The following is a 22,703-nucleotide window of genomic DNA, read 5'->3' on the forward strand; positions in this document are numbered from 1 at the left end:
AGGAACCTCGACATGCGATTCACCCCGATCGTGGCCGCCGCGGCCGCCCTGCTCACTCTGGCCGCCTGCGGTGGCAACGGCGACTCCGGCGGCGACGCCTCGGCCAAGGCCGGCGGCACGCTGAAGGTGTCCTATTGGCCGGACAACCCGACGTTCTCCTGCATCGACCCGTTCCAGGTCTACTGGATCGAGAGCCGGTCGATCATCCGCAACTACGCCGACTCGCTCACCGACCAGGACCCGCAGACCGGCAAGATCGTGCCGTGGCTCGCGAAGAGCTGGGAGATCAGCCCGGACGGCCTCAGCTACACGTTCCACCTGCGCGACGACGTGACCTTCGCGAACGGCAAGAAGCTGGACGCCCAAGCTGTCGCCGACAACGCCACCGGCTGGATCGCCACGGTCAAGGACACCAACGGCGCGGCGTACGGGTCCTCGTACATCCAGGGGCTGACCGGCGCGACGGTGACCGACCCGGCCACCGTGGTGTTCCACCTGAGCAAGCCGAACTCCTCGTTCCTGCAGGCCACCTCGACCACCAACCTGGCCATCACCGACCCGGCCGAGTTCGCGCTCAGCCCGGCCGACCGGTGCACCGGCAAGGGCGTGGTCGGCTCCGGCCTGTTCGTGCTCGACCACTACACCGCCAAGGTGGAGACGGTGCTGACCAGGCGGACCGGCTACGCGTGGGGCTCGTCGCTGTCGACCAACACCGGCGAGGCCAAGCTCGCGAAGGTGATCTTCAACTACGTCGCCGAGGACAGCGTCCGCACCGGCAACCTGATCAGCGGGGCCACCGACATCGCCTGGCCGCGTAACCCGTTCAGCCCGCAGGACGAGCAGCTGATCACCAAGTCCGGTGACAAGGTCGAGGCCCGGTCGCTGCCCGGCGTCTCGCTCACCCTGTTCGCGAACACCACCGCCGGCCGGCCGCTGGCCGACCCGCAGATCCGCAAGGCGCTCTACAAGGCGATCGACGGCAAGACGTACGCGACCACGCTGTACGGCGCGAACTACCCGGCCGTGCAGGGCGCGTTCAACTCGACCACGCCGTACTTCAAGTCGGAGGCCGCGAAGCTCGCCTACGACCCGGACGGCGCCGGGAAGCTCCTCGACGCGGCCGGCTGGACCCTCGGGGCCGACGGCATCCGCACCAAGAACGGCGCCAAGCTGACCATCGAGTACCCGCTCACCAGCTTCAACTCCGGCGCCGAACTGCTGCAGGCGCAGCTGAAGAAGGTCGGCATCGCGCTCACCCTGCGCCAGCTCACCACCGCCCAGTCGGCGACGTACCTCAAGGAGGGCAGCTACGACATCACCTCGACGTACTTCACCCGGGCCGACCCCGGCGCCCTCCAGTTCATCCTCAACCCGGACGTCGCCAACTCGAAGGCACTCGCCACCCAGGCCGCGGCCCCGGCCCAGACCGACCAGATCAAGGCCCTGTTCCAGAAGGCCCTGCAGACCACCGACGCCGCGCAGGCCGAGAAGACGTACGGCGAACTGCAGGACTACCTGATCGACGAGGGCATCACGTTCCCGCTCGCCGAGCGGGTGCAGAAGGTCGGCGTCTCCAGCAAGGTGCACGGATTCGCGTTCACGTCGGAGAGCTTCCTCAAGCTCAACGACGTCTGGAAGGACTGACATGACCCGCTACATCGTGGGTCGCGTCATCCAGGCGGTCGCCGTCCTGTGGGCGGCGTTCACCCTCACCTTCGCGATCCTCTACCTGCTGCCGAGCGACCCGATGGAACTTCAGCTCGCCGCCGCCGGGGTGCAGGAGGACAGCCTGACGCCGGACCAGCTCGCCGCGATGAAGCAGCGGTTCGGCCTCGACCAGTCGATCTGGGCCCAGTACTGGCATCACCTGACCGGTGTCCTGCACGGCGACTTCGGGACCTCGCTCAGCCAGCAGGTGCCGGTCAGCGACCTGATCACCGCCCGGATCGGCGGGACCCTGACGCTCAGCGTGAGCGCGGCGCTGCTGTCGCTGGTGGCCGGCTCGACCCTCGCCTACCTGGCCACGTTCGCCCGGTGGAACCCGCTGCGGGTGTTCTTGACCCGGGTGCCGGCCCTGGGCGCCTCGTTCCCGCAGTTCTTCGTGGCGCTGTTCCTCATCCAGTTCTTCTCGTTCCAGCTCGGCTGGTTCCCGGCCACCGGCAACCAGGGCGGCAAGTCGCTGGTGATGCCGGTGGTCACGATCAGCGTGCTCACCTCGTCCGTACTCGCTCAGGTCTTGATCAAGAGCTTTGACGAGACGCTCAGCCAGCCGTACATCGCCACGGCACGGGCCAAGGGCCTGTCGCGGTCCGCGGTCCATCTGAAACACGCGTTCCGCAACGCGGCGCTGCCCGCCATGACCATCCTCGGTGTCCTGGTCGGGCTCACCGTGACCAGCTCGATCGTGGTCGAGACGGTCTTCACCCGGGAAGGCGTCGGCAAGCTCGCCCAGGAGTCGGTGCTGTCCCAGGACGTACCCGTCGTGCTCGCCGTGGTGACCGTGGCGGCGGCCATGTTCGTACTCGTGAATCTGATTGTCGATCTTTTGTATCCCCTGCTCGATCCGAGGATCTCGCACACCCGTGGCCGGGTGCGCCCCGCACCGGAAGTGGTGACCGCGACATGAGCACAGCTGTTGCCGACGTTGTCGTCGAGGACGCGCTGCCGGCCGACGAGCCCGGCGGGCGACGGGCCAACCTGGCCGCCAACCTCGTGCAGCTGGCCCGCAAACCGGTGTTCCTGCTGGCCGGCCTCTACGTGCTGTTCGTGGTCGTCTCGGCCTTCCGGCCGAAGCTGTTCACCGCGCAGGACCCGTACGAGACGCACCCCGAGGCGGCGGCGCAGGCGCCCGGCGTGCACCATCTGTTCGGCACCGACATCTACGGCCGCGACCTGTGGACCCGGGTGCTCTACGGCTCCCCGCTGACCATCAAGGCCACCCTCATCGCCCTGGCCATCGCGCTGGTCGCCGGGCTCGGGCTGGGCATCGTCGCCGGCTTCTTCGGCGGCATCGTCGACGCGGTGCTGATGCGCGGCATCGACGTGCTGCTGGCCATCCCCGGCCTGCTGCTCGCCCTGTCGATCGTCACCGCGCTCGGCTACGGCACCGTGCCGGTCGCGGTGGCCGTCGGCGTCGCCATCGTCCCCGGCTTCGCCCGGACCACCCGGGCCGAAGTGCTGAGGGTCAAGACCTTGCCGTACGTCGAGGCCGCACGCGCCGGCGGCGCCTCCTGGGGCCGGGTGCTGCTGCGGCACATCCTGCCCAACTCGTGGGGCCCGGTCGCCGTCCTGGCCGTCCTCGACGCCGGGGTGGCGATCATCGCGATCGCGTCGCTGAGCTTCCTCGGCTTCGGCGCCGCGCCACCGGCCGCCGAGTGGGGAACCCTGATCGCCGACGGCCGCAACTACCTGGTCACCGCCTGGTGGCTGAGCCTGCTGCCCGGCCTGTTCGTGGCGCTGCTCGTGCTCGGACTCAACCACATCTCCAAGACCCTCCAGGAGCTGACCCGATGATCGTCGACATCAAGGGCCTCGACGTCGGTTACCTCCGGCACCGCCGGGTGCAGCCCGCCGTCGCCGGCCTCGACCTGACCGTCGCGCCGGCCGAGGTCGTCGCGATCGTCGGCGAGTCCGGCTCGGGCAAGACCACCACCGCCAACGCCATCATCGGCCTGCTCCCGGCCAACGGGCGGATCACCGCCGGCTCGGCCGTGGTGGACGGCATCGAGACCGCCGGGGCGAACGAGCGCACCCTGCGCCGGCTGCGCGGTTCGGTGGTCGGGCTCATCCCGCAGGACCCGATGGTCGGTCTCAACCCGACCAAGCGGGTCGGCGCCCAGATCGCCGAGGCGGTCCGGCTGCGCGGCGGATCTCCCGACGAGGTCTTCGAACACCTCGCGGAGGCCGGCGTCCCCGACCCCGAGCTGCGCGCCCGGCAATACCCGCACGAGCTCTCCGGCGGCCTGCGCCAGCGGGTGCTCATCGCGATCGCCCTGGCCGGCAAGCCCAAGCTGATCATCGCGGACGAGCCGACCAGCGCCCTCGACGTCACCGTGCAGAAACGGATCCTCGACCACCTCGGCGGCCTCGTCCGCGAGCAGGGCATCTCGCTGCTGATCATCACGCACGATCTGGCCGTCGCCGCCGACCGGGCCGACCGGATCGTGGTCATGCAGAACGGCCGCAAGATCGAGGAGGGCGACCCGGCGACCATCCTGGGCACGCCGCGGGAGACCTACACCCGCCGGCTGATCGCCGCGGTGCCGCGACTCGCCCCGCGTTTCGACGTCCGCGATCAGAAGCCGCCCGAACCCATCCTCACCCTCACCGACGTCAGCAAGACGTTCGCGGTCAGCGATCTGCGGCGCGGCGCACGCGGCTTCAACGCCCTCGACAAGGTCAGCGTCACCGTGCCGCGCGGGCAGACGCACGCGCTGGTCGGCGAGTCCGGCTGCGGCAAGACCACCACCCTGCGCATCGCGCTCGGCCTGGAGACCGCCACCAGCGGCTCGGTCAAGCTGGACGGCGACGAGATCGTCGGCCGCTCCTGGAACCGGCTGCGGCCGCTGCGCCGCAAGGCCCAACTCGTGCACCAGGACCCGTTCGCCACCCTCGACCCGAAGTTCACCATCGCCCAGTCCATCACCGAGCCGCTGGTGTCGTTCCGGATCGGCAACCGCAGAACTCGCCTGGAACGGGCCCGCGAACTGCTCGACCAGGTCGCACTGCCGGCGTCCTACCTGGACCGGTTGCCCAGCGAGCTGTCCGGCGGGCAGCGGCAGCGGGTCGCGATCGCCCGGGCCCTGGCCCTGCGCCCCGACCTGATCATGCTGGACGAGCCGGTGTCCGCCCTGGACGTGCTGGTCCAGGAGCAGATCCTGCAACTCTTGGCCGACCTGCAGGCGGCGCTCGGCCTGTCCTACCTGTTCGTCTCGCACGACCTGGGCGTCGTCGCCGAACTCGCGCACACCGTCTCGGTGATGAGCCACGGCCGGGTCGTCGAGCAGGGCCCGGTGGCCGAGGTCTTCACCGACCCGAAGAGCGCGTACACCCGCGAACTGATCGACGCCATCCCCGGCCGCCGGGTGGCCGACGCCGTCTGACGCCGTTCCCCCGGCCGGGCCGGGAGCGTAGGGTCCCCCTTGCGGTGAGGGGGCACTGATGAGCTCGCGAGCGGGCAGGCGCACGCGGCTTCGCGGCCGGGCGGACGAGTGCGCGGTGCTCGACGACCTCGTCTCGTCGACCCGCCGTGGCGAGAGCCGGTCCCTGGTGGTCCGCGGCGAGGCCGGCATCGGGAAGACGGCCCTGCTGGGCCATCTGGTCGAGTCCGCGTCCGACCTGCTGGTGGTCCGGGCGGCCGGCGTCGAGTCGGAGATGGAACTCGCCTACGCCGGGCTGCACCAGCTGTGCGGGCCGCTGCTCGACCGGCTCGACCGGCTGCCCGACCCGCAGCGGCAGTCCCTGGAGATCGTGTTCGGCCTCCGGCCCGGTCCGGCCCCCGACCGGTTCCTCATCGGGCTCGCGGTGCTGAGCCTGTTCACGGCGGTAGCCGAGCAGCGCCCGCTGCTGTGCGTCGTCGACGACGCCCAATGGCTGGACGTGACATCGGGACTGACCCTGGCCTTCGTCGCCCGCCGACTGCTGGCGGAGCCGGTCGGGATGGTGTTCGCGGCCCGGGAGTCCGGCGACGTGCTCGGGCACCTGCCCGAGCTGGCGGTGCGGGGCATCGGCGACGCGGACGCCCGTGCGCTGCTCAGGTCCGCGGTGCGGGTCAAGCTGGACGAGGCCGTCCAGGACCGGATCGTGGCCGAGACCGGCGGAAATCCGCTGGCCCTGCTCCAGCTGCCGCAGGGGCTGAGCGCCGCCCAGTTGGCCGGTGGCTTCGACGTGCTGGGCGGGCAGGCGCTCACCTGGCGCATCCAGGAGAGCTTCGTCCGGCGCCTGGAACTGCTGTCCGATGCCGGGCGGCGCCTGCTGCTGGTGGCGGCGGCGGAACCGGCTGGCGATCCGCTGCTGCTGTGGCGCGCGGCCGAGCGGCTCGGCATCGCACCGGCCGCGGCGGACACCGCCCAGGCCGAAGGCCTGCTGACGATCGGTGAGCGGGTGACGTTCCATCACCCGCTGGCCCGCTCCGCGATCTACCGGTCGGCCGCGGCGGCGGATCGCCGCGCGGCCCATCGGGTGCTGGCGGAGGTGACCGATCCCGACGTCGATCCGGACCGCCGGGCCTGGCACCTGGCCGCGGCGGCCGCCGGACCGGACGAGAAGGTCGCGACGGAACTCGAACGCGCCGCCGGCCGGGCCCGGGAGCGCGGCGGGCTCGCCGCCGCCGCGATGTTCCTGGTACGCGCCGTGGCGATGACGAACGAGCCGGACCGGCGGGCGGATCGCGCTCTCGCCGCGGCGCAGGCGGGCTGCCAGGCCGATGAGCTCGACGCGGCTCTCGGGCTGGTCGCCCTGGCGGAGGCCGGACCGCTCACCGACGTCCAGAGCGCCGTGGCCTGCCGGATCCGGGCCCACGTCGCGCTGAGCGCCGGCCGTTGGACCGACGCGCTCCCGCTGTTGCGGGAGGCCGCCGCGCGACTGGCACCGATCGACGTGGAACTCGCGCGGGAGATCTACCTGACCGCCTGGGGCGCGGCCGGGATGGCCGACGACCTGGCCGCCCGGGACGTCATCGTGGAGATCTGCCAGGGCGTACGATCGCTGCCCCCGCCGACCGGCACCGCGCACCCGCGGGACCTGCTCCTCGACGGTTTCGCCCAGCTGATCATCGAGGGTTGTACGGTCGCCGCACCGGCGCTGCGGCGAGCGGCGGACGCGCTCACCGGCATGCCGGCGGAGGACATCCTGCGCTGGGGCTGGATGGCCGTCGGCGCCCGCGCGGCGCTGTGGGACGGCGACGGCTGGTACCGGATCGCCGAGCGTAATCTCCGGGTCGCCCGCGATGCCGGCGAACTGGCCGCCCTGCCCAGCCACCTGACCTACCTGGCGATGGCGGTCGCGTGGAACGGCGATTTCGCGGCCACCGAGTCGCTCATCGCCGAGCTCGACGGCGTGACCGCCGCCACCGGCGCCCGCCTGCCGCCCTACGCCCTGCTGCGGCTGCGCGCCCTCCAGGGCCGGGACGACGAGGTCGCCGCCGCGGTCGAAGGCTTCGGCGGGGATGCCGTCCGGGTGCGGTGGGCGATCGCCGTCCTGAACAACGGCCTCGCCCGGTACCCGCAGGCGGTGTCGGCCGCCCGCCCGGCTGCCTCGGCGGCCGCCCTCAACCACTGGGTCTTCGGCTGGATGCTGCCGGAGCTCGTCGAGGCCGCCGTCCGGGCCGGCGACCTGGGCCTGGCCCGGGACGCCTACCGCCGGCTGGACGAGGCGACTCGGCCCTTCGACGGCGACTTCCCGCTCGGCATCCGGGCGCGGTCCCGGGCTCTGCTCGGCGGGCCGTCCGCCGACGGGCTGTACCGCGAGGCGATCGAACGGCTGAGCCGCACCCCGTTACGCCCGGAGGCCGCCCGGGCGCGCCTGCTGTACGGCGAGTGGCTGCGCCGCGAGAACCGCCCGGCGGACGCCCGCGACCAGCTGCGCACGGCCCACGAGATGCTGACCGCGATCGGGATGGAGGCCTTCGCGGAACGCGCTCGCGCCGAGCTCGCGGCGACCGGTGAGCACGTGCGCAAGCGGTCGGCGGGCACCCACGACGAGCTGACCGCCCAGGAGCGGCAGATCGCCCAGCTGGCCCGGGACGGACTCTCCAATCCGGAGATCGGCACCCGGCTCTTCCTCAGCTCCCGGACCGTGGAGTGGCACCTGCGCAACGTGTTCACCAAGCTCGGCATCCGGTCCCGGCGCGATCTGGCGGGTGTCCTACCCGGTCGGTGAACCCGGTAGCCAACCCCGCGTGCCGCACGGGGGCGAAGCGCGGGACCTGGCGCGCAGGCTTCGCCCATGACTACGACGGAACACACCACCATCCGGCCGTTCCCGATCCCGGTCGCCGGCGAGGCGGACATCGAGGGGCTGCGCGCCCGCATCACGGCCACCCGCTGGCCCGACCCCGAACTCGTCCCCGACTTCTCGCAGGGCGTGCAGCAGACGGTGATGCAGGAGCTGGCGCGTTACTGGGCCACCGAGCACGACCTGCGCCGGCACGAGCAGCGGCTGGGCGCCCTGCCGAACTTCGTCACCGAGATCGACGGCGTGGACATCCACTTCATCCACGTCCGCTCGCCGCACCCGAACGCGCTGCCGGTCATCATCACGCACGGCTGGCCCGGCTCGGTCATCGAGCTGCTGAACATCATCGGGCCACTGACCGACCCGGCCGCCCACGGCGCGAGCACGGCCGACGCCTTCGACGTGGTGATCCCCTCGATGCCGGGTTACGGCTACTCCGGCAAGCCGCGCGACCTCGGCTGGAGCCCGGTCCGGATCGCGCGGGCGTGGGACGTGCTGATGGGCCGCCTCGGCTACCCGCGATACGTGGCGCAGGGCGGCGACTGGGGCGCGATCGTCACCGACCTGCTGGGTGTGCAGGCACCTCCGGGGCTGGCCGGCATCCACACCAACATGGCCGGCGTCGTCCCGGCGGACATCTGGCTCTCGCTGGCCCGCAACGTGCTCGGCGCCGGCGACCCGCCGCCGGCCGATCTCTCCAAGGAGGAGAGCCGTACGTTCGACCAGCTGAACTACTTCATGGCGAAGGGCGTCGGGTACGGGGTGCAGATGGGGACCCGCCCACAGACCATGTACGGCCTGGCCGACTCGCCGGTCGCCCTGGCCTCCTGGATGATCAACCATGACGCCGGCAGCTACCGGGACATCGCCGCCGCCGTCACCGGTCATCCCGTCGGCGGCCTGACCCTCGACGAGGTGCTGGACAACATCACCTACACCTGGCTGACCAACACCGGGGTCTCCTCGGCCCGGCTGTACTGGGAGAACACGTCCGGCTTCTTCGACGTCAAGAACGTGACCGTGCCGGCCGCGGTGAGCACGTTCGCGAACGAGATCTACCAGGTCCCCCGCAGTTGGGCCGAGCGGGCGTACCCGAACCTCATCTACTTCAACGAACTCGACCGGGGCAACCACTTCGCCGCCTGGCAGGAGCCGGCCCTGTTCGCCACCGAACTGCGCGCCGCTTTCCGCTCCCTGCGCTGACCGGCCTTGACCGCCGGGGCCGATCCGGCCCCGGCGGTCCGCGGGTCAGGACAGGAAGCTGCCGTACGGGCCGGCCAGGATCGCGTTCTTCTGGGCCTGGCCGAAGTGGGTGTTCGGGTAGTCGTAGAACGACGCGGACATCGGGGTGCCGTCGGTCGACGTGGAGTCGGGCAGGCCGAAGCCGTGGCCCAGCTCGTGCACCATGCCGCCGTACCAGCGGTTCATCGCCCCGTTGATGCCGGCCGCGCCGTCCGCGTCGTGGCCGCTGAGCAGCACCCAGCCGGGGCTGGCGCCGCCGCCGGACTGGTTGGGCTCCTCGGCGCTGATCTCACCCACGCACAGCCATCGGCTGTCCGGGTTGCGGATGCCGAACCGGCGCATCAGTTCCTGCTGCATGTTGCTGACCACGCACCAGTAGTGGTCGCTGCCAGTGCAGTTGGTGGTGATGTACCAGTTCCAGTCGTGCTCGCCGTTGACCACCTCGACGACGGTGTTGTTGAGCGCGAAGGTCTTGCCGAGCTCCTGCTTGTAGTAGCGCTGGGCCTCGCGCACGACGGCCGCGATCCCGTCGGGGTAACGCTGGTCGTACGCCACGTCGGTGGGTTTGAGCCAGAGCACCCGGACCGTCCCGGGGACCGCCGAGCCGTCGGGGCCGGGGTCGGGCTGGTCGTCGGAGCGGTCGTCGCCGGCGTGGTGGGTGCCGTCGTCGGGGTGACCGAACCGGTGCAGGTGACGCCGTTCAGGGTGAACGCGGACGGCACCGGGTTGCTGCCGGTCCACGATCCGTTGAAGCCGAACGAGGCACTGCCGCCGGTGGCCAGCGCCCCGTTGTAACCGACGTTGACGGCGGTCACCGCGGCGCCGCTCTGGGCCACCGTGGCGTTCCACGCCTGGGTGACCGACTGGCCGGCGCCGAACGACCAGCGCAGCGTCCAACCGCTGATCGGATCGCCGAGGTTGGTGACGGCCACGGCGGCGCCGAAGCCGCCCTGCCACTGCGAACCGACCGTGTAGGACACCCGGCAACCGGCCGCGGCAGCATCGGCTCCGGTCGCGGTGGCGGCGACCGTGGCACCGAGGACGGCCGCCGTCGCTAACGCCAGCAGGCTGCGGGTTTGTCGAGAGCGCATCGTTTCCTCCGAGAACTGGAGATTGATGTTTGTCTATCACCATGCCTCCCGAAAACGTTTTCGAAAGGGGGTTGGCTCTCGACAGTTCGCTGACATTGAGTGGCGAGGATTCCGGCATGTTCATCACGAAGAACCGGGCGATGGTCCTCGCCACCACCGTCAGCCTGCTCGGTGGCTGCGGCGGCGCCGAGAAGACCGACACCCCCGGCGTCGCCAGCATCGCGCAGCCCACCGCCACCGCCTCGGCGGCGGCCTCCCCCTCGGAGCGGCCGCTCATCCGGGCCGACGCCTCCGAGGAGGAGCGAACCCGGCTGCAGGACGTCTACATCGACTGCCTGCGGGCGAACGGCTTCCCGAAGCAGGGGGCCGTCAAGGGCCGGAACGGCGGATATCCGTCCGACCTCGAGGACTTCGATCTGAGTGCCGGGGTCGTCGACAAGATCAAGAAGAATTGCGGACCCAAGGAACCCGAACTCCCGATCCAGCGGGCAAAGCGACTCGACCCGCAGTACGCCGACCACGTCGAGGCAAACGTCAAGTGCCTGAAATCGCACGGCATCGAGGCCGTCGTCGAGAACGACGCGCCGGCTCTGGTGAACGGGCTGCCCGGCCGGAGCGACGGCCACTGGCTGGACGACTGCGAGCGCGAGGCGTTCGCCGACTACTACTCGACGCTCAACTGAGGGCCTCGGTCGGCATCAGCCGGGCGGCGCGCATCGCCGGGTAGGCACCGGCGATCACTCCGGTCAGCAGCGCTCCGGCCAGGCCGGCCAGGGCCGCGCCGGCCGGGATGACCACCGGCCACCGCTGGTACCACGCGTAACCGGCGACGGCTGCGGTCCCGAGCAGAGTGCCGGCCAGGCCGCCCATCGCGGACAGCACGACGGACTCGGTGATGAACTGGGCCCGGATCTGGCCGCGGTGGGCGCCCAGCGCGCGGCGCAGCCCGATCTCGGAACGCCGCTCGAGAACCGAGATCACCATGGTGTTGGCCACGCCGATGCCGCCGACCAGCAGGGCGATCGCGGCGAGGCCGAGGAACAGGGCGGAAAAGCTGCTCTGCGTGGCCCGCTTGGCGGCGAGGGCGTCGGACGGGCGGGTGACCTGGACGTTCGACGGCCTCTCGGGATCGATGGTGGCCGGCAGGACGGCGCCGACCGCCTCGATCTGGTCCTCCTCGGCCTGCAGGTAGATCACCGTGGGGTGGCCGTCGAAGTGCGTCAGGGTGCGCGCGGCCTCCCATCCGATCAGCGCGGCCCGGTCGATGTCGGGCGACAGCGGGACGCTGTCCAGGATGCCGATCACGGTCACCCAGCGGTCGCCGATCATCACCTGGGGCCCGGCCCCGCCGACCGGCAGGCCGGTGATGCCGAGCCGGGTCGCGGCCACCGCGCCGAGCACCACCATCGGCAGGGTCTCGCTGGTGGCGTCGAGGAAACGGCCGGCCCGGACCCGGCCGTTCAGCGTGGTCAGCAGATCGGCCCGGCCGGCCAGCACGGTCAGCCCGAGCCCGTCCGCGGGATCGGTCCGGTCGTTGCGGCGGATCACGGCGTGGGTGTTGGCCACGGCGCTGGCGGCCAGCACCGGGCCGATCCGGGCCACCATGGCCGGTGCGTCCTCCGGCAGCGTCACCGGCGGGTTCCGGTCCGGTACGGGCATCGCCTGCAGGGTGTTGGTGCCCAGCGCCGACAGCGTGCGCAGCAGGTCGGCCTGGCTGGACGCCGGAATGCCGGTCACCACCAGCATGGTGGCGATGCCGATCGCGATGCCCAGCGACGACAGCGCGGCCCGCATCTTCCGGGTCCGGATGCCGACCAGTCCGACCCCGAGCAGGTCGCGGGGGCCGAGGCGGCTCACCCGGCACCGACCAGGCGGCCGTCCAGCATCCGTACCTGTCGCGGCGCCCGGGCCGCGATGTCCCGGTCGTGGGTGATGACGGCGATGGTCGTGCCCTCCGCGTTCAGCCGGGTCAGCAGGTCGATCACGGCCTGGCCGTTGGCGGTGTCCAGGGCGCCGGTCGGCTCGTCCGCCAGCACCAGGGCCGGGCCGTTGACCAGGGCGCGGGCGATGGCCACCCGCTGCCGTTCGCCGCCGGAGAGCTGGTGCGGCCGGTGGGTGCGGCGGTGGCCGAGCCCGACCCGGTCGAGGGCCTCCTCGGCGAGCCGGCGGCGGTGCCGGCGGGGCACTCCGGCGTAGAGCAGGCCGGTGCCGACGTTCTCGGCCGCGCTCAACCCGGCGGTCAGGTGGAACTGCTGGAAGACGAAGCCGAGCCAGCGGCCACGCAGGTCGGACAGCCGCCGGTCGGACAACCGGGTGACGTCCTGGCCGAGGATCTCGATCGTTCCGGAGGTGGGCCGGTCGAGGGTGCCCATGAGGTTCAGCAGAGTCGACTTGCCGGAGCCGGACGGCCCGACGATGGCCAGCATCTCGCCCCGCTCGATATCGAGGGACACGTCGTCGAGCGCGGTGACCGCCCCGGCGTACCGCATGGTGGCGTTGCGCACCGCCAGCACGACGCTCATCCGGTGGTCACCACGGTCAGGCCGGCGGTGACGCCGGCGCCGCTGACCTCGACCCGGCCGCCCGCGAAGATGCCGGTCCGGACGGCGATCAGGGTGCCGTCCGGGGTCTGCAGCGCGTATCCGCCCTCGCGCAGGGCGAGCAGCGCGCCGGTCGCCACGATCAGGACCTGCTTGTGCGTCTGCGCCGCGAAGGAGACCTGGAGGTCGGCCGAGTCGACGCGTTTCAGCACGGCCGGTTGGTCGAGGGCGAGCGTGATGGCGAGTTTCGGGGTGGAGCCGCCGTCCGGGGTCTGCAACGCCGTGCTCACCGAGGTGACCCGGGCCGGCGTGGTGCTGCCGTCGGAGAGGGCCACGGTGGCGCGGTCGCCGTTGTCGATCGCGGCGGCCTCGCTCTCGTCGGCCTGCACGGTGATCACCTTGCTGGTCGAGGTGGCCGACATCAGCTCGGCCGCGGCCGGGTCGCCGACCTGGGCCGACAACGCGCTGACCCGGACGGCGGCGGGCAGGACGAGAACGGAACCCGCCGTGAGCGGGCCGGCCGGAATCTGGAGATCCGCCTGCCATGTCCTGATCGCCTTGAGCAGGGTCGCGGTCAGGGCGGCCTCGCCGTCGTGGACCGTGCGCTTGACGGTCTGGCCGGGCACCGCGGAACCAGCGGGAACGGGTTCGGTCACGACCGACGGCTGCGCGCCCACGGAGTAGCCGAGGGCCCGCAGGTTGTCGCGCACCACCCGCACGTCGCGCCCCACCGTGCCCGGCGTCGCCAGGTCGCGGTAGAGCGGCGTCCGGCCGTAGAACAGCGGCACGGGCTGGTCGTTCACCGCGTACACCCGTTTACCGCGGGTGATCGTGGCCCCGGCGGCCGGCAGCCAGGTGATCACTCCGGTCCGGGCACCGCGGATGACCCGGACCGCCCCGTGACCCAGGGTGCCCGGCATCGTCCGTACCGTCGAGATGTCGCCTTTCTCGACCGTGGTGGTCGCGACCGGAGAGGCAACCGGGACGGGAGTCTCGGCTCGGCCGGTCCAGCGCAGGAGACCGAGGGCCGCGGCCGGAACGGCGAGAGCAGCCGCGACGACGGCGGCCCGGCGGGAAGACTGCATGGCCGGAAGGCTGCCGGTCGATTGTCGGGGAACTGTCAAGAACAATTGCGGGTCGCCGCAGGTGGCGGCCTATAGTCCGCCGGGTGTGCGCCCACATTCTCGTCGCGGAGGACAACCGCCGGCAGGCCGAGCTCCTGGGCAACTACCTGCGCTCGGAAGGCCACCGCCTCGTCGTCGTCCACGACGGGCAGCAGGCGCTCGCCGCGGCCCGTCGGCAACGCCCCGACCTGGTCGTTCTCGACGTCATGATGCCGGGCCTGGACGGGCTGAACGTGTGCCGGATCCTGCGCCGGGAGTCGTCCGTCCTGGTCCTGATGCTCACCGCCCGATCCGCCGAGGAGGACCTGCTGCTGGGCCTGGACCTCGGCGCCGACGATTATCTGACCAAGCCGTACAGCCCGCGGGAGCTGGTGGCCCGGGTGCGGACGCTGCTGCGGCGGGTGGACCGGGTCCGCGGTGACGACACCGTCCTGCACGTCGGTGACCTGACGGTGGACCTGTCCCGGCGGACCGTCGCCGTCGGGGAGAGCCGCGTCGCCTGCACGCCGGCCGAGTTCGCGATCCTGGCGATGCTGGCCGGGCAGCCCGACCGGGTCTTCTCCCGCAAGCAGCTGGACCGGGACGCCGCCGACCGGGCGGTCGACACCCACGTGCTGAACCTGCGGCGCAAGATCGAGTCCGATCCGCGGCATCCGCGCCGGCTGCTGTCGGTGTACGGCCTCGGGTACAAGCTGACGGATCCGCTCCATGAGAGTTCCTGACCTGCCGTTCCACCGCAGCCTGATCATGCGGCTGCTGGCCACGTCGATCCTGATCGCGGTCGCGGCGATCACCGCGGCCACCTGGTTGACGGCGCACACCACCACCCAGGCCATCCAGCAGCAGCAGGGCCGTTCGATCACCGACGACGCCCTGATCCACGACACCCTGATCGGGTACGCGGCCACCCACGCCCGGTGGGACGGCGTCGCACCCACCGTCGCCGACCTGAGCCGGCGCACCGGCCACCGGGTGACCCTGCTGACCCGGGACCGGCAGATGATCGCCGACTCGGCGCCGGCCGGGCCGGACATCGGCCCCGCCCGGCCCTCCGCCACCATCGACCCGCTGCGGGAGAACGGCGCCATCGACTCCCGCGCGGTCGGGCCGTACCGGCTCACCACCGCGGAACGCCGCGCGCTGGACGGGTACGCGCAGCAGGCTCTGAAATGCATGAAGGGAAACCTCAACATCCGGCTGACCCACCTGCCCAACGGCCGTCCCGTCGTGTCCCCGCTGCCGGTGGAGAACGGTGTGTGCGCGGCCAAGGAACTCCTGGCGCCGACGCCGACCGAGGCGAAGGCGCTGAGCGCGCTGACCGGGATGATGGACAGCTGCACCGGTCTGAAGACGTCGTCGTACGTCAGCATCGGGCCGCTGTTCGACGTGACGCCCCTGGACCGGCTGCTCCCCCGCGACGTCACCCCGGCCGACCTCCAGAAATGCCTGCTCTCCGCACGTCAGGCCCAGCTCACCCCGTACGTGGCGCCGCCGGCCCTGCTCTTCATCACCGACGCCGGGAGCGGCACGACAGCACCGTCGATCAGCCTCACCCGCGGCAACGTGCTCCGGATCGCCGCCGGAACCGGCCTCGTCCTGGTGGTCGCGATCGCGGTCACCGTCCTGGTCGGAACCCGCCTGGTCCGCCCGCTGCGGCGGCTCACCGAATCCGTCCGCCGCCCGGTCGAACAGCAGAGCCGGGTCCCGGTCGGCACCCGCGACGAGATCGGCTACCTGGCGATGGCCCTCAACGACCTCTTCGAACGGCGGGAAACCCTGGAGGCGCAGCGTCAGGCCCTGGTCAGCGACCTGGCCCACGAGCTCCGCACGCCGCTGACCAACATCCGCGGCTGGCTCGAGGCCGCCCAGGACGGGATGACCCCGACCGATCCGCGGCTGCTGGAGGTGCTGCTCGACGAGACGGTGGTGCTGCACCACATCGTGGACGACCTGCGCGACCTGGCCGCCGCGGACACCGGAACCCTGCGGATCCATCCCGAGTTCGTCTACATCAACGACGTCCTGGCCCCGGTCGTCGAGGCACACCGCGGGGTGACCGCCGATTTCACCGTCGACCGGCAGCTGTCGGTGGACCCGGTCCGGCTGCGCCAGATCGTCGGCAACCTGCTCTCCAACGCCGTCCGGCACACCGACCGGGGCGGCCAGGTCACCGTCCGCACCGCGGTGACCGCCGATGACTTCGTCATCGAGGTCATCGACACCGGCGAGGGCATCGCGGCCGAAGACCTGGAAAAGATCTTCGACCGCTTCTGGCGTACGGACGCCTCGCGCAGCCGGGCCACCGGTGGCAGCGGACTCGGCCTGGCGATCGTGCGGAAGCTGGCCGAGGCCCACGACGGCCGGGTCACCGCGACCAGCCGGGTCGGCGCCGGCAGCACCTTCACCGTCACGCTGCCGTTGTCGCGGCAGGCACCCCCCTCGGGTACGCCGTAAGGCGCGGTCCGCAGCCGCTGTGGGACTTTGTCGGCAAGCCGACTGCCCCCTCCCGCTCCGAGGACGACCATGTCCTCTTTGAAGGAAGAGGAGCCAGTGGTCGGAGAGCAGTCAGATCCGTCGGTCGCCGAGCAGGCCAAACGGTGGGGCAGGCAGTTCGGGGTGACCGCCGGCCTGCTGATCGGCTTTGCCGCCCTGGTCGTCACGATGATCTGGATCGCCGACGGGGACGACGCCGTCTGGCAGCGAAGAGTCTTCGTCTTCGGCGCGGTGGAGGCCCTCGTGTTCACCGCGGTCGGCTGGCTCTTCGGCCGCGAGGTGCACCGCTCGGCCGCGCAGTCGGCGCAGTCCGCAGCCGACACCGCCAACCAGGCGGCCGATCAGGCTCGCACGGAGGCGCAGACGGAGGCCACCCAGGCGGCCGCGGCACGGGTGGCAGCGGCCGAGGCCGACACCAAACTTCAGGCCGTACGCGCGGCCGCGGTGGCCGGCGCACCGGGCGCCCGAGGTGGCCCGCAGGATGTGGGCGCGCGGCCCCGGAGCGAGCCGGGCATGGACATCCGCACCTTCATCCTGGAACTGATCGAACCGCCGACATGATCGAGCCACGCAGCGAGGCGATCCGGCAGTTGCGGCGATCCCTCGTTCGCATCGACGCCGCCGACGGCACCATCGGCAGCGGCTTCTGGATCGGGCCCGACTTGGTCCTGACCTGCGCCCATGTGGCCCCACGCGGACAGGTCGAGGTGGTCTGGCAGGGCAATCGCCTCCCCGGCGAGGTCAGCGAGGCGGCACCGGCCAAAGCCGGCCACCCGGACGAGCCGTGGCCCTATCCGGATCTCGCACTGATCACGGTTCCGCAGGCAACCGTCCACGACTGCGTCTGGCTCAGTGATCAGAGCATCCCGATCGCTACCCCGCTCTTCCTGCTCGGGCACTCCTCGATCTACAGCGCGGACCTGAAGTCGCACTCCGCGAACGGAAGTTACGCGGGGCCGCACGGCGACGACGACGAGCTGTGGCGCTTCACCGGCGACGAGATCGCGCCCGGCATGTCCGGTGGACCGGTCCTGGACCTGGACCGGGGCGCGGTGTGCGCGGTGATCAAGACGAGCCGGGAGGTGGACAGCGAACGCGGTGGGCTGCTCGTTCCGCTTCGCGGGCTGCGGCGCCTGACCGAGGTGAACCAGGCGGGTCTGTGGCGTGCGCACGACCGGCACCACGCGCGGGGTTCGTGGATCGGCGTGCGGCGCGGGCTGGCCACCACCAGAACCAACACGCTGGACGCGGGCGAGGAGGCCGAGCTGCTCGAACTGATGACCCACCTGGAGAGCACTCCCGACCTGCTCTCCCTGTATTCCGATGCGGTGGCGCCGTCCACCGCCCTGCCGCCCGAGCCGATCAACAACCCCCGGCAGCTCTGCTATCAGCTGGCCGATCTCCTGGCCCGACCGGGCCAGCCGCACCCGCTGCTGCGCCTCGTGCACCGCCTCACCGAGAGCGAGCGGAATCCGGTTCAGGCGTCGTTGCGCGAGTGGGCCGTACGCGTAGCCGGTCGGCGCGGCGAGTACGAGGATCTCGAAAGATGGCGGCGGGACCTGGCCGGCACGCGCCCCCGGGAGATCGAACGTCCCTCGATCATCGTCCAGATCAAACCCACCGCCCTCGACCGCCATCGGTTCCTGCTCACCGTCTGGGTGCAGGAGCACGGCAACCGCGGCATGAAGGTCTACTGCGACGACGGTCAGGGTCGCGACCTGACCGGCACCCGCACGCTCGTCGCCCAGCTGTTGCGACCACTCCTCAAACGCCTGCAGGGTTTCGCCGGCGTCGAGTTCGTGGTTCCGGAAGCCCTGTTCGACGAGGACTTCGAAAACCTCCTGGTCGGCAGGTTCTCCCGGTTGGGCCGCACCAATCCGGTCGCCATCCGGGACCTCGAGAGATTGTCCGACGACGAGACCTGGCACTCGTGGCACGAGCGCTGGCGGCGGCTGCACGACGGGGCCGGCAGCGCGGAGTGGATCACCTGCGACGACCGGTCGACCTCCGACGAATTCGACGCCGGCCTGCGGCTGCGCCCCGAGATCGCGCTCCTCGGATTGGCCCAGCAACCTCGGCAGTTCACCGAGGACGCGCTGGGCGTCGCGCTCTACGCCGGCGTGCCGGCCGCGGTGTGGAGCCGCGACACCTGCCCGGAACACCGATCCGGTGAGGCCGCCGACGAGTGCTCCGGCGACCGGTTCCGCCAGTCGGTGTCGCGATTTCTCGCGATCAGCCGGCTCGACGAGCTGCCCGACGTCATCCAGCAGATGCGCAACGCCGCAGCCGCCGGAAAGGAGCCGTCCGGCGCCAACGTGGTCCTTCTGTGGGACGACCCGGAACGCCGGCCCGAACCCGATGCACCCCTCATCGAACTGGCGTGACGGAATGGAGCACCGATGACCGACTGGCACGTCTTCCGCGGCACCGGGACACCACACGACTGGGAGCTCCCGCCCGCGCCGCCGTGGCGGAACTTCAGTGCCGCGTCCAGCCTGCAACTGGACGAGGACGGCTGGTGGGACCGCAACCCCATCGACCTCGAGCGAGCCCGGACGTACCAGCCCGAGGCGCGCGAGCTGGAGGCCCTCAACGTCGCGTTCTTCCTGCGCCGGCCACTGCTGATCACCGGCCCGCCGGGAACCGGGAAGTCGACGCTGCCCTACGCCGTCGCCTACGAGCTGGGTCTGGGGCCGGTCCTGCGCTGGCCGATCAACAGCCGATCGACCCTGCAGGAGGGCCTTTACCGGTACGACGCCATCGGCCGCCTGCAGGACAGCAACCTGCCCGACGGTTCCCGCCAGACACCGGCCACCGTCGGGCAGTACATCCGGCTCGGACCGCTCGGCACCGCTCTTCTGCCGTTCGACCGGCCCCGGGTGCTGCTCATCGATGAAATCGACAAGAGCGACATCGACCTGCCGAACGACCTTCTCAACGTGCTGGAGGAAGGTGAGTACCCGATTCCGGAGCTGATCCGCGGCGGCGCCCAGGGCGAGCGGGTGTTCGCGCACGGCCAGGAGGAACCGGTGCCGCTCGCCGGCGGAACCGTACGCTGCAGCACTTTCCCGATCGTCGTGCTCACCAGCAACGGCGAGCGGGACTTCCCGCCCGCCTTCCTCCGCCGGTGCATCCGGCTCGAACTGGCCGTGCCGACCGCCGACCGGCTCGCCCAGATCGTCGAGTCCCACCTCGGCCCGGCGTACCGGGAGCGTTCGGCCGACCTGATCGAGCATTTCCTGGCGCAGCGCGACTCGGCCCAGCTCTCCACCGACCAGCTGCTGAACGCCGTGTTCCTGACCATGAATATCGAGGTTCCGGACCGCGGTGGCCTGATCGACAGCGTCCTGCGCAGCCTCTCCTCCACGACGTGACGATGCGTACCGACGGTCTCATCGCGGCCCTGCACGGCGCCGGTCTGGCCGTCGACTCGCTGGAGATCGCCGATGCATTGTGGTTGGCGGCCACCGTCGAGGGGCTGACCGCGCTGGGCACGAACGGGCTGGTAGCCGTTCCCCCGGTCACGCCGGTGATCCTGCCCCCGGACTCCCCCGGCGACGAACCCACCCTTGACCTGACCCCACCCGGCGACGCACCTCTACCGGCGGCCGAACCGGCGTTCGAGGGGATACCCCTCAACCTTCCGTCCGCCGGGGAGCCGGAGACGTTCGAGGTGACCGGCCACGCCGTGGCAGTCCGGCGGGCCACCGCCCTGCCGGCGCGAAGCACGCTGTTACGGGCGTTGAAACCCTTGAAGCGCCGGATCGACACCGGCCGGCCGGAGGTGCTCGACGAGGACGCGACCGCGCAGCGGATCGCCGACGGCGGGCCGTTCGTCCCGGTGCTGCGCCCCGCTCAGGAACGCTGGCTGGATGCCGTGGTGATCGTCGACTCGGCCCCGTCGATGGGACTCTGGACCGACGTCGCCGCCGAGCTTCAGCTGACCCTGCGGCAGCTCGGCGCGTTCCGTGACGTCCGGCTCTGGCGCCTGCTCGCGGGACCGGCGGGTGAGCTCGGCATCGTCCCGGAAAGGGCGTCCGATCAGGGGCTGCGCAGCCCCAGTGAACTGGTCGACTTCTCCGGCCGCCGGGTGTTCCTGGTGCTGACCGACGCGACCGCCGAGGCCTGGCGCAACGGTGCGGCGGCGAAGGTGCTGAGCGCGTGGGCCATGCGCGGATACGTGGCCATCGTCCAGCCACTGCCGGAGCGGCTCTGGCCCCGCACCGGCCTCCGCGTACGTAACGGGACCTTCCTGTCGTTCCGGCCCGGCACGTTCACCAGCGAGCAGACCTTCGTCGAGCGGCGCCGGCGGCCACGCGCACTCGCCGAGGCCGAGATACCGGTGCCGGTGGTCGAGATCGAGGCCGCCTGGTTCGCGTCGTGGTCGAGGTCGGTGGCCGGGGCCACCGACGGCGGGGTCGAGATGGCGGCCGCGATCATCTCCACCACGTCACGCGACGAGCCGGCACCGGCGCCGGATCTTCTGCCGGACAGCGCCGACAAGCTGGTCGAGCAGTTCTTCGCCACCGCCTCACCGGATGCCTGCCGGCTGGCCGTGTGCCTCGCCGCGACACCGATCGACCTTCAGGTGATCCAGCTGGTCCAGCGAGCGATGGTGCCGTCCTCCGGCCCGGCCCACGTCGCCGAGGTGCTGCTGTCCGGGCTGCTGCTGCGGATCGGCGCCGAGTCGAACGCGCTGTACCGCTTCAACTTCCGGCCCGGCGTCCGCGACCTGCTGCTGGACGAGCTGCGGGTATCGGACATGCATCAGGTCCTGCGAGCCGTCTCCGACTACCTGGGCGAGAACGCGGGCCTGGCCAACGCGACGTTCGAGGCCATCGCCACGGTCGACGGCGGCGTGGACGTAGCGGTCGCGGACCGCCCGTTCGCCTGGATGCCGATGGAGCTGATCCAGCGGTTGGCCCCGTCCGTCCGGGATCCTGGACCTCAGTCGCCGTCGCTTCCCGACCCGGGCGAAGCCGCCTCTTCCGCTCCCCTCCAGATCGGTCGCGGGACGACCGTCGGCGACCGGTATCGCCTCGAGTGGCGTCTCGCGAGCGGCGGGACGGGCGACCTTTGGCGCAGCACCGACCTGGTGCTGGACCGGGTCGTCACCGTCAAGATCATGCCCCCGGGGTTGGTGGACGAGCCCGGCTTCGCCGAGCGGTTCGTCGGTGGTGCGCGCATCCTGTCCACGATCGAGAACCCGTACATCGTGCCCGTCTACGACTACGGCATCGACCAGCAGGTCGCGTTCCTGGTCACGAGGTACACCGTGGGTGAGACCCTGTCCCAGACCCTGGGCCAGGGCGGGAAGCTGACTCCGGAACGCACCATGCACCTGGTCGAGCAGGCGGCGAGCGCACTGCAGGCGGCACACGCCAAGGGCGTCATGCATGGCGATCTGGATCCCCAAACGGTTTTCGTGATCCCGGACGATGTGCTGGTGCTGACCGACTTCAACCTCGGTCAGGCGACGTTGTACAACACGGTCACACCGCCGAATGGGATACAGCCGCCCGGCTCGGCCGCCCACCTGTCCCCGGAGCGGGCCTCGGGTGGAGTGGCGACACCCGCCTCCGACATCTACGCCCTCGGAACGGTGGCCTACCAGTGCCTTTCCGGGCGCCCACCGTTCGAAGGCTCGTCGCCGGTGGAGGTCGCCATCAAACACGTGCAGGAGACACCGCCTCCGCTGCCCACCTCCGTCCCGCCGTCCGTACGCGCGGTCGTGGACCGCGCGCTGGCCAAGGACCCGGCCGACCGCTGGCCGTCCGCCTCGGCCATGGGCGCGGCCGCCCGCCAAGCCATCTCCGCGCCGGAACGACCGGCCCGTGGTCCGGCCGTCGTCGGCCCAGGAGTGACCCTCGGCGGCCGGTACCGGCTCGACGAGCTCGTCGCCAGGGGCGGTATGAGCGACATGTGGCGTGGCACCGACGAGGTGCTGGGCCGGAAGGTCGCTGTCAAAATCCTGCTCCCGGACCTGCTGGACGAGCCCGGCTTCGCCGAGCGGTTCCGCGGAGAGGCCCGCACCATGGCCACGATCAACCACCCCGGGGTCGTCGAGGTCTACGACTACGGCAGTGACCAGCAGCTCGCGTTCCTGGTGATGGAGCACGTCGAGGGCGACGCCCTGTCCCGCACGCTGAGCCGGGTCGGCCGGCTCACCCCGGCCCGCACGATGGCGCTGGTCGCCCAGGCCGCCGACGCGCTGCAGGCCGCGCACGCGAACGGCATCGTGCACCGCGACGTGAAACCCG

The 22,703-nt window shown here is 71.4% G+C and carries 17 protein-coding genes and 2 pseudogenes; 14 read left to right on the forward strand and 5 right to left on the reverse strand.

Annotated features, from left to right (window positions below; translation table 11 throughout):
- The first annotated feature begins 12 nt into the window (after nucleotides 1-12).
- The 6 genes from Ato02nite_RS18890 to Ato02nite_RS18915 all read left to right on the forward strand — a co-directional run bounded on the left by Ato02nite_RS18890 (nucleotide 13) and on the right by Ato02nite_RS18915 (nucleotide 9,156).
- Nucleotides 13-1,644 carry an ABC transporter substrate-binding protein gene (locus Ato02nite_RS18890; protein WP_213007867.1) on the forward strand — a complete coding sequence of 544 codons (1,632 nt, stop codon included), beginning with the start codon at nucleotides 13-15 and terminating at the stop codon, nucleotides 1,642-1,644.
- Between the two features lies 1 nt (nucleotide 1,645).
- Nucleotides 1,646-2,626, forward strand: coding sequence for an ABC transporter permease (locus tag Ato02nite_RS18895; RefSeq protein ID WP_213007868.1), 981 nt, complete (start codon nucleotides 1,646-1,648; stop codon nucleotides 2,624-2,626).
- A complete protein-coding gene (locus tag Ato02nite_RS18900; RefSeq protein ID WP_213007869.1) occupies nucleotides 2,623-3,513 on the forward strand; it encodes an ABC transporter permease in 891 nt (296 codons plus the stop codon). Before Ato02nite_RS18895 ends, Ato02nite_RS18900 begins: the two co-directional genes overlap by 4 nt.
- A complete protein-coding gene (locus Ato02nite_RS18905) occupies nucleotides 3,510-5,102 on the forward strand; it encodes a dipeptide ABC transporter ATP-binding protein (RefSeq protein ID WP_213007870.1) in 1,593 nt (530 codons plus the stop codon). The genes Ato02nite_RS18900 and Ato02nite_RS18905 overlap by 4 nt, the downstream gene beginning before the upstream one ends.
- A 58-nt stretch (nucleotides 5,103-5,160) precedes the next feature.
- Nucleotides 5,161-7,878, forward strand: coding sequence for a helix-turn-helix transcriptional regulator (locus Ato02nite_RS18910; protein WP_213007871.1), 2,718 nt, complete (start codon nucleotides 5,161-5,163; stop codon nucleotides 7,876-7,878).
- Between the two features lie 66 nt (nucleotides 7,879-7,944).
- Nucleotides 7,945-9,156: an epoxide hydrolase family protein gene (locus tag Ato02nite_RS18915; protein WP_213007872.1), complete on the forward strand. Its 1,212-nt coding sequence runs from the start codon at nucleotides 7,945-7,947 to the stop codon at nucleotides 9,154-9,156.
- A gap of 45 nt (nucleotides 9,157-9,201) precedes the next feature.
- Here the strand turns inward: Ato02nite_RS18915 and Ato02nite_RS53295 are convergent, their stop codons facing one another.
- Nucleotides 9,202-9,936, reverse strand: coding sequence for a hypothetical protein (locus Ato02nite_RS53295; protein WP_438873055.1), 735 nt, complete (start codon nucleotides 9,934-9,936; stop codon nucleotides 9,202-9,204).
- Nucleotides 9,937-9,941: 5 nt separating this feature from the next.
- Nucleotides 9,942-10,286 (reverse strand): annotated as a pseudogene (locus tag Ato02nite_RS51675) (cellulose binding domain-containing protein); the annotation flags it as partial.
- A gap of 116 nt (nucleotides 10,287-10,402) precedes the next feature.
- Here Ato02nite_RS51675 and Ato02nite_RS18930 point away from each other — a divergent pair.
- Nucleotides 10,403-10,969: a hypothetical protein gene (locus Ato02nite_RS18930; RefSeq protein ID WP_213007875.1), complete on the forward strand. Its 567-nt coding sequence runs from the start codon at nucleotides 10,403-10,405 to the stop codon at nucleotides 10,967-10,969.
- Here the strand turns inward: Ato02nite_RS18930 and Ato02nite_RS18935 are convergent.
- The 3 genes from Ato02nite_RS18935 to Ato02nite_RS18945 are packed head-to-tail and all read right to left on the reverse strand — an operon-like array spanning nucleotide 10,962 to nucleotide 13,911.
- Entirely contained in the window at nucleotides 10,962-12,143 is a 1,182-nt protein-coding gene (locus Ato02nite_RS18935) for an ABC transporter permease (RefSeq protein ID WP_246607194.1), read from the reverse strand. The genes Ato02nite_RS18930 and Ato02nite_RS18935 overlap by 8 nt on opposite strands.
- Nucleotides 12,140-12,808, reverse strand: a complete 669-nt coding sequence (locus Ato02nite_RS18940) for an ABC transporter ATP-binding protein (RefSeq protein ID WP_213007876.1) — start codon at nucleotides 12,806-12,808, stop codon at nucleotides 12,140-12,142. The genes Ato02nite_RS18935 and Ato02nite_RS18940 overlap by 4 nt, the downstream gene beginning before the upstream one ends.
- A complete protein-coding gene (locus tag Ato02nite_RS18945) occupies nucleotides 12,805-13,911 on the reverse strand; it encodes an efflux RND transporter periplasmic adaptor subunit (RefSeq protein ID WP_213007877.1) in 1,107 nt (368 codons plus the stop codon). The genes Ato02nite_RS18940 and Ato02nite_RS18945 overlap by 4 nt, the downstream gene beginning before the upstream one ends.
- A gap of 83 nt (nucleotides 13,912-13,994) precedes the next feature.
- Between Ato02nite_RS18945 and Ato02nite_RS18950 the strand changes: the two genes are divergently transcribed.
- From Ato02nite_RS18950 to Ato02nite_RS18980, 7 genes and pseudogenes are all read left to right on the forward strand, one after another.
- Nucleotides 13,995-14,672, forward strand: coding sequence for a response regulator (locus tag Ato02nite_RS18950; RefSeq protein WP_213007878.1), 678 nt, complete (start codon nucleotides 13,995-13,997; stop codon nucleotides 14,670-14,672).
- Nucleotides 14,659-16,404 (forward strand): sensor histidine kinase, encoded by a 1,746-nt coding sequence (locus Ato02nite_RS18955; RefSeq protein ID WP_246607195.1) that lies wholly within the window; start codon nucleotides 14,659-14,661, stop codon nucleotides 16,402-16,404. The genes Ato02nite_RS18950 and Ato02nite_RS18955 overlap by 14 nt, the downstream gene beginning before the upstream one ends.
- 69 nt (nucleotides 16,405-16,473) lie before the next feature.
- Nucleotides 16,474-17,004 carry a hypothetical protein gene (locus Ato02nite_RS18960; protein ID WP_213007879.1) on the forward strand — a complete coding sequence of 177 codons (531 nt, stop codon included), beginning with the start codon at nucleotides 16,474-16,476 and terminating at the stop codon, nucleotides 17,002-17,004.
- Entirely contained in the window at nucleotides 17,001-18,827 is a 1,827-nt protein-coding gene (locus tag Ato02nite_RS18965) for a VMAP-C domain-containing protein (RefSeq protein WP_213007880.1), read from the forward strand. Before Ato02nite_RS18960 ends, Ato02nite_RS18965 begins: the two co-directional genes overlap by 4 nt.
- Before the next feature lie 15 nt (nucleotides 18,828-18,842).
- Nucleotides 18,843-19,817 (forward strand): AAA family ATPase, encoded by a 975-nt coding sequence (locus Ato02nite_RS18970; RefSeq protein WP_213007881.1) that lies wholly within the window; start codon nucleotides 18,843-18,845, stop codon nucleotides 19,815-19,817.
- Nucleotides 19,818-19,819: 2 nt separating this feature from the next.
- Nucleotides 19,820-22,165 (forward strand): annotated as a pseudogene (locus tag Ato02nite_RS52535) (SAV_2336 N-terminal domain-related protein); the annotation flags it as partial.
- A 63-nt stretch (nucleotides 22,166-22,228) separates the two neighbouring features.
- The coding region (locus Ato02nite_RS18980; protein WP_213007901.1) for a protein kinase domain-containing protein at nucleotides 22,229-22,703 on the forward strand (475 nt) is incomplete at its 3' end.

Source organism: Paractinoplanes toevensis, assembly GCF_018332695.1.
In the GTDB taxonomy this organism is placed as follows: domain Bacteria; phylum Actinomycetota; class Actinomycetes; order Mycobacteriales; family Micromonosporaceae; genus Actinoplanes; species Actinoplanes toevensis.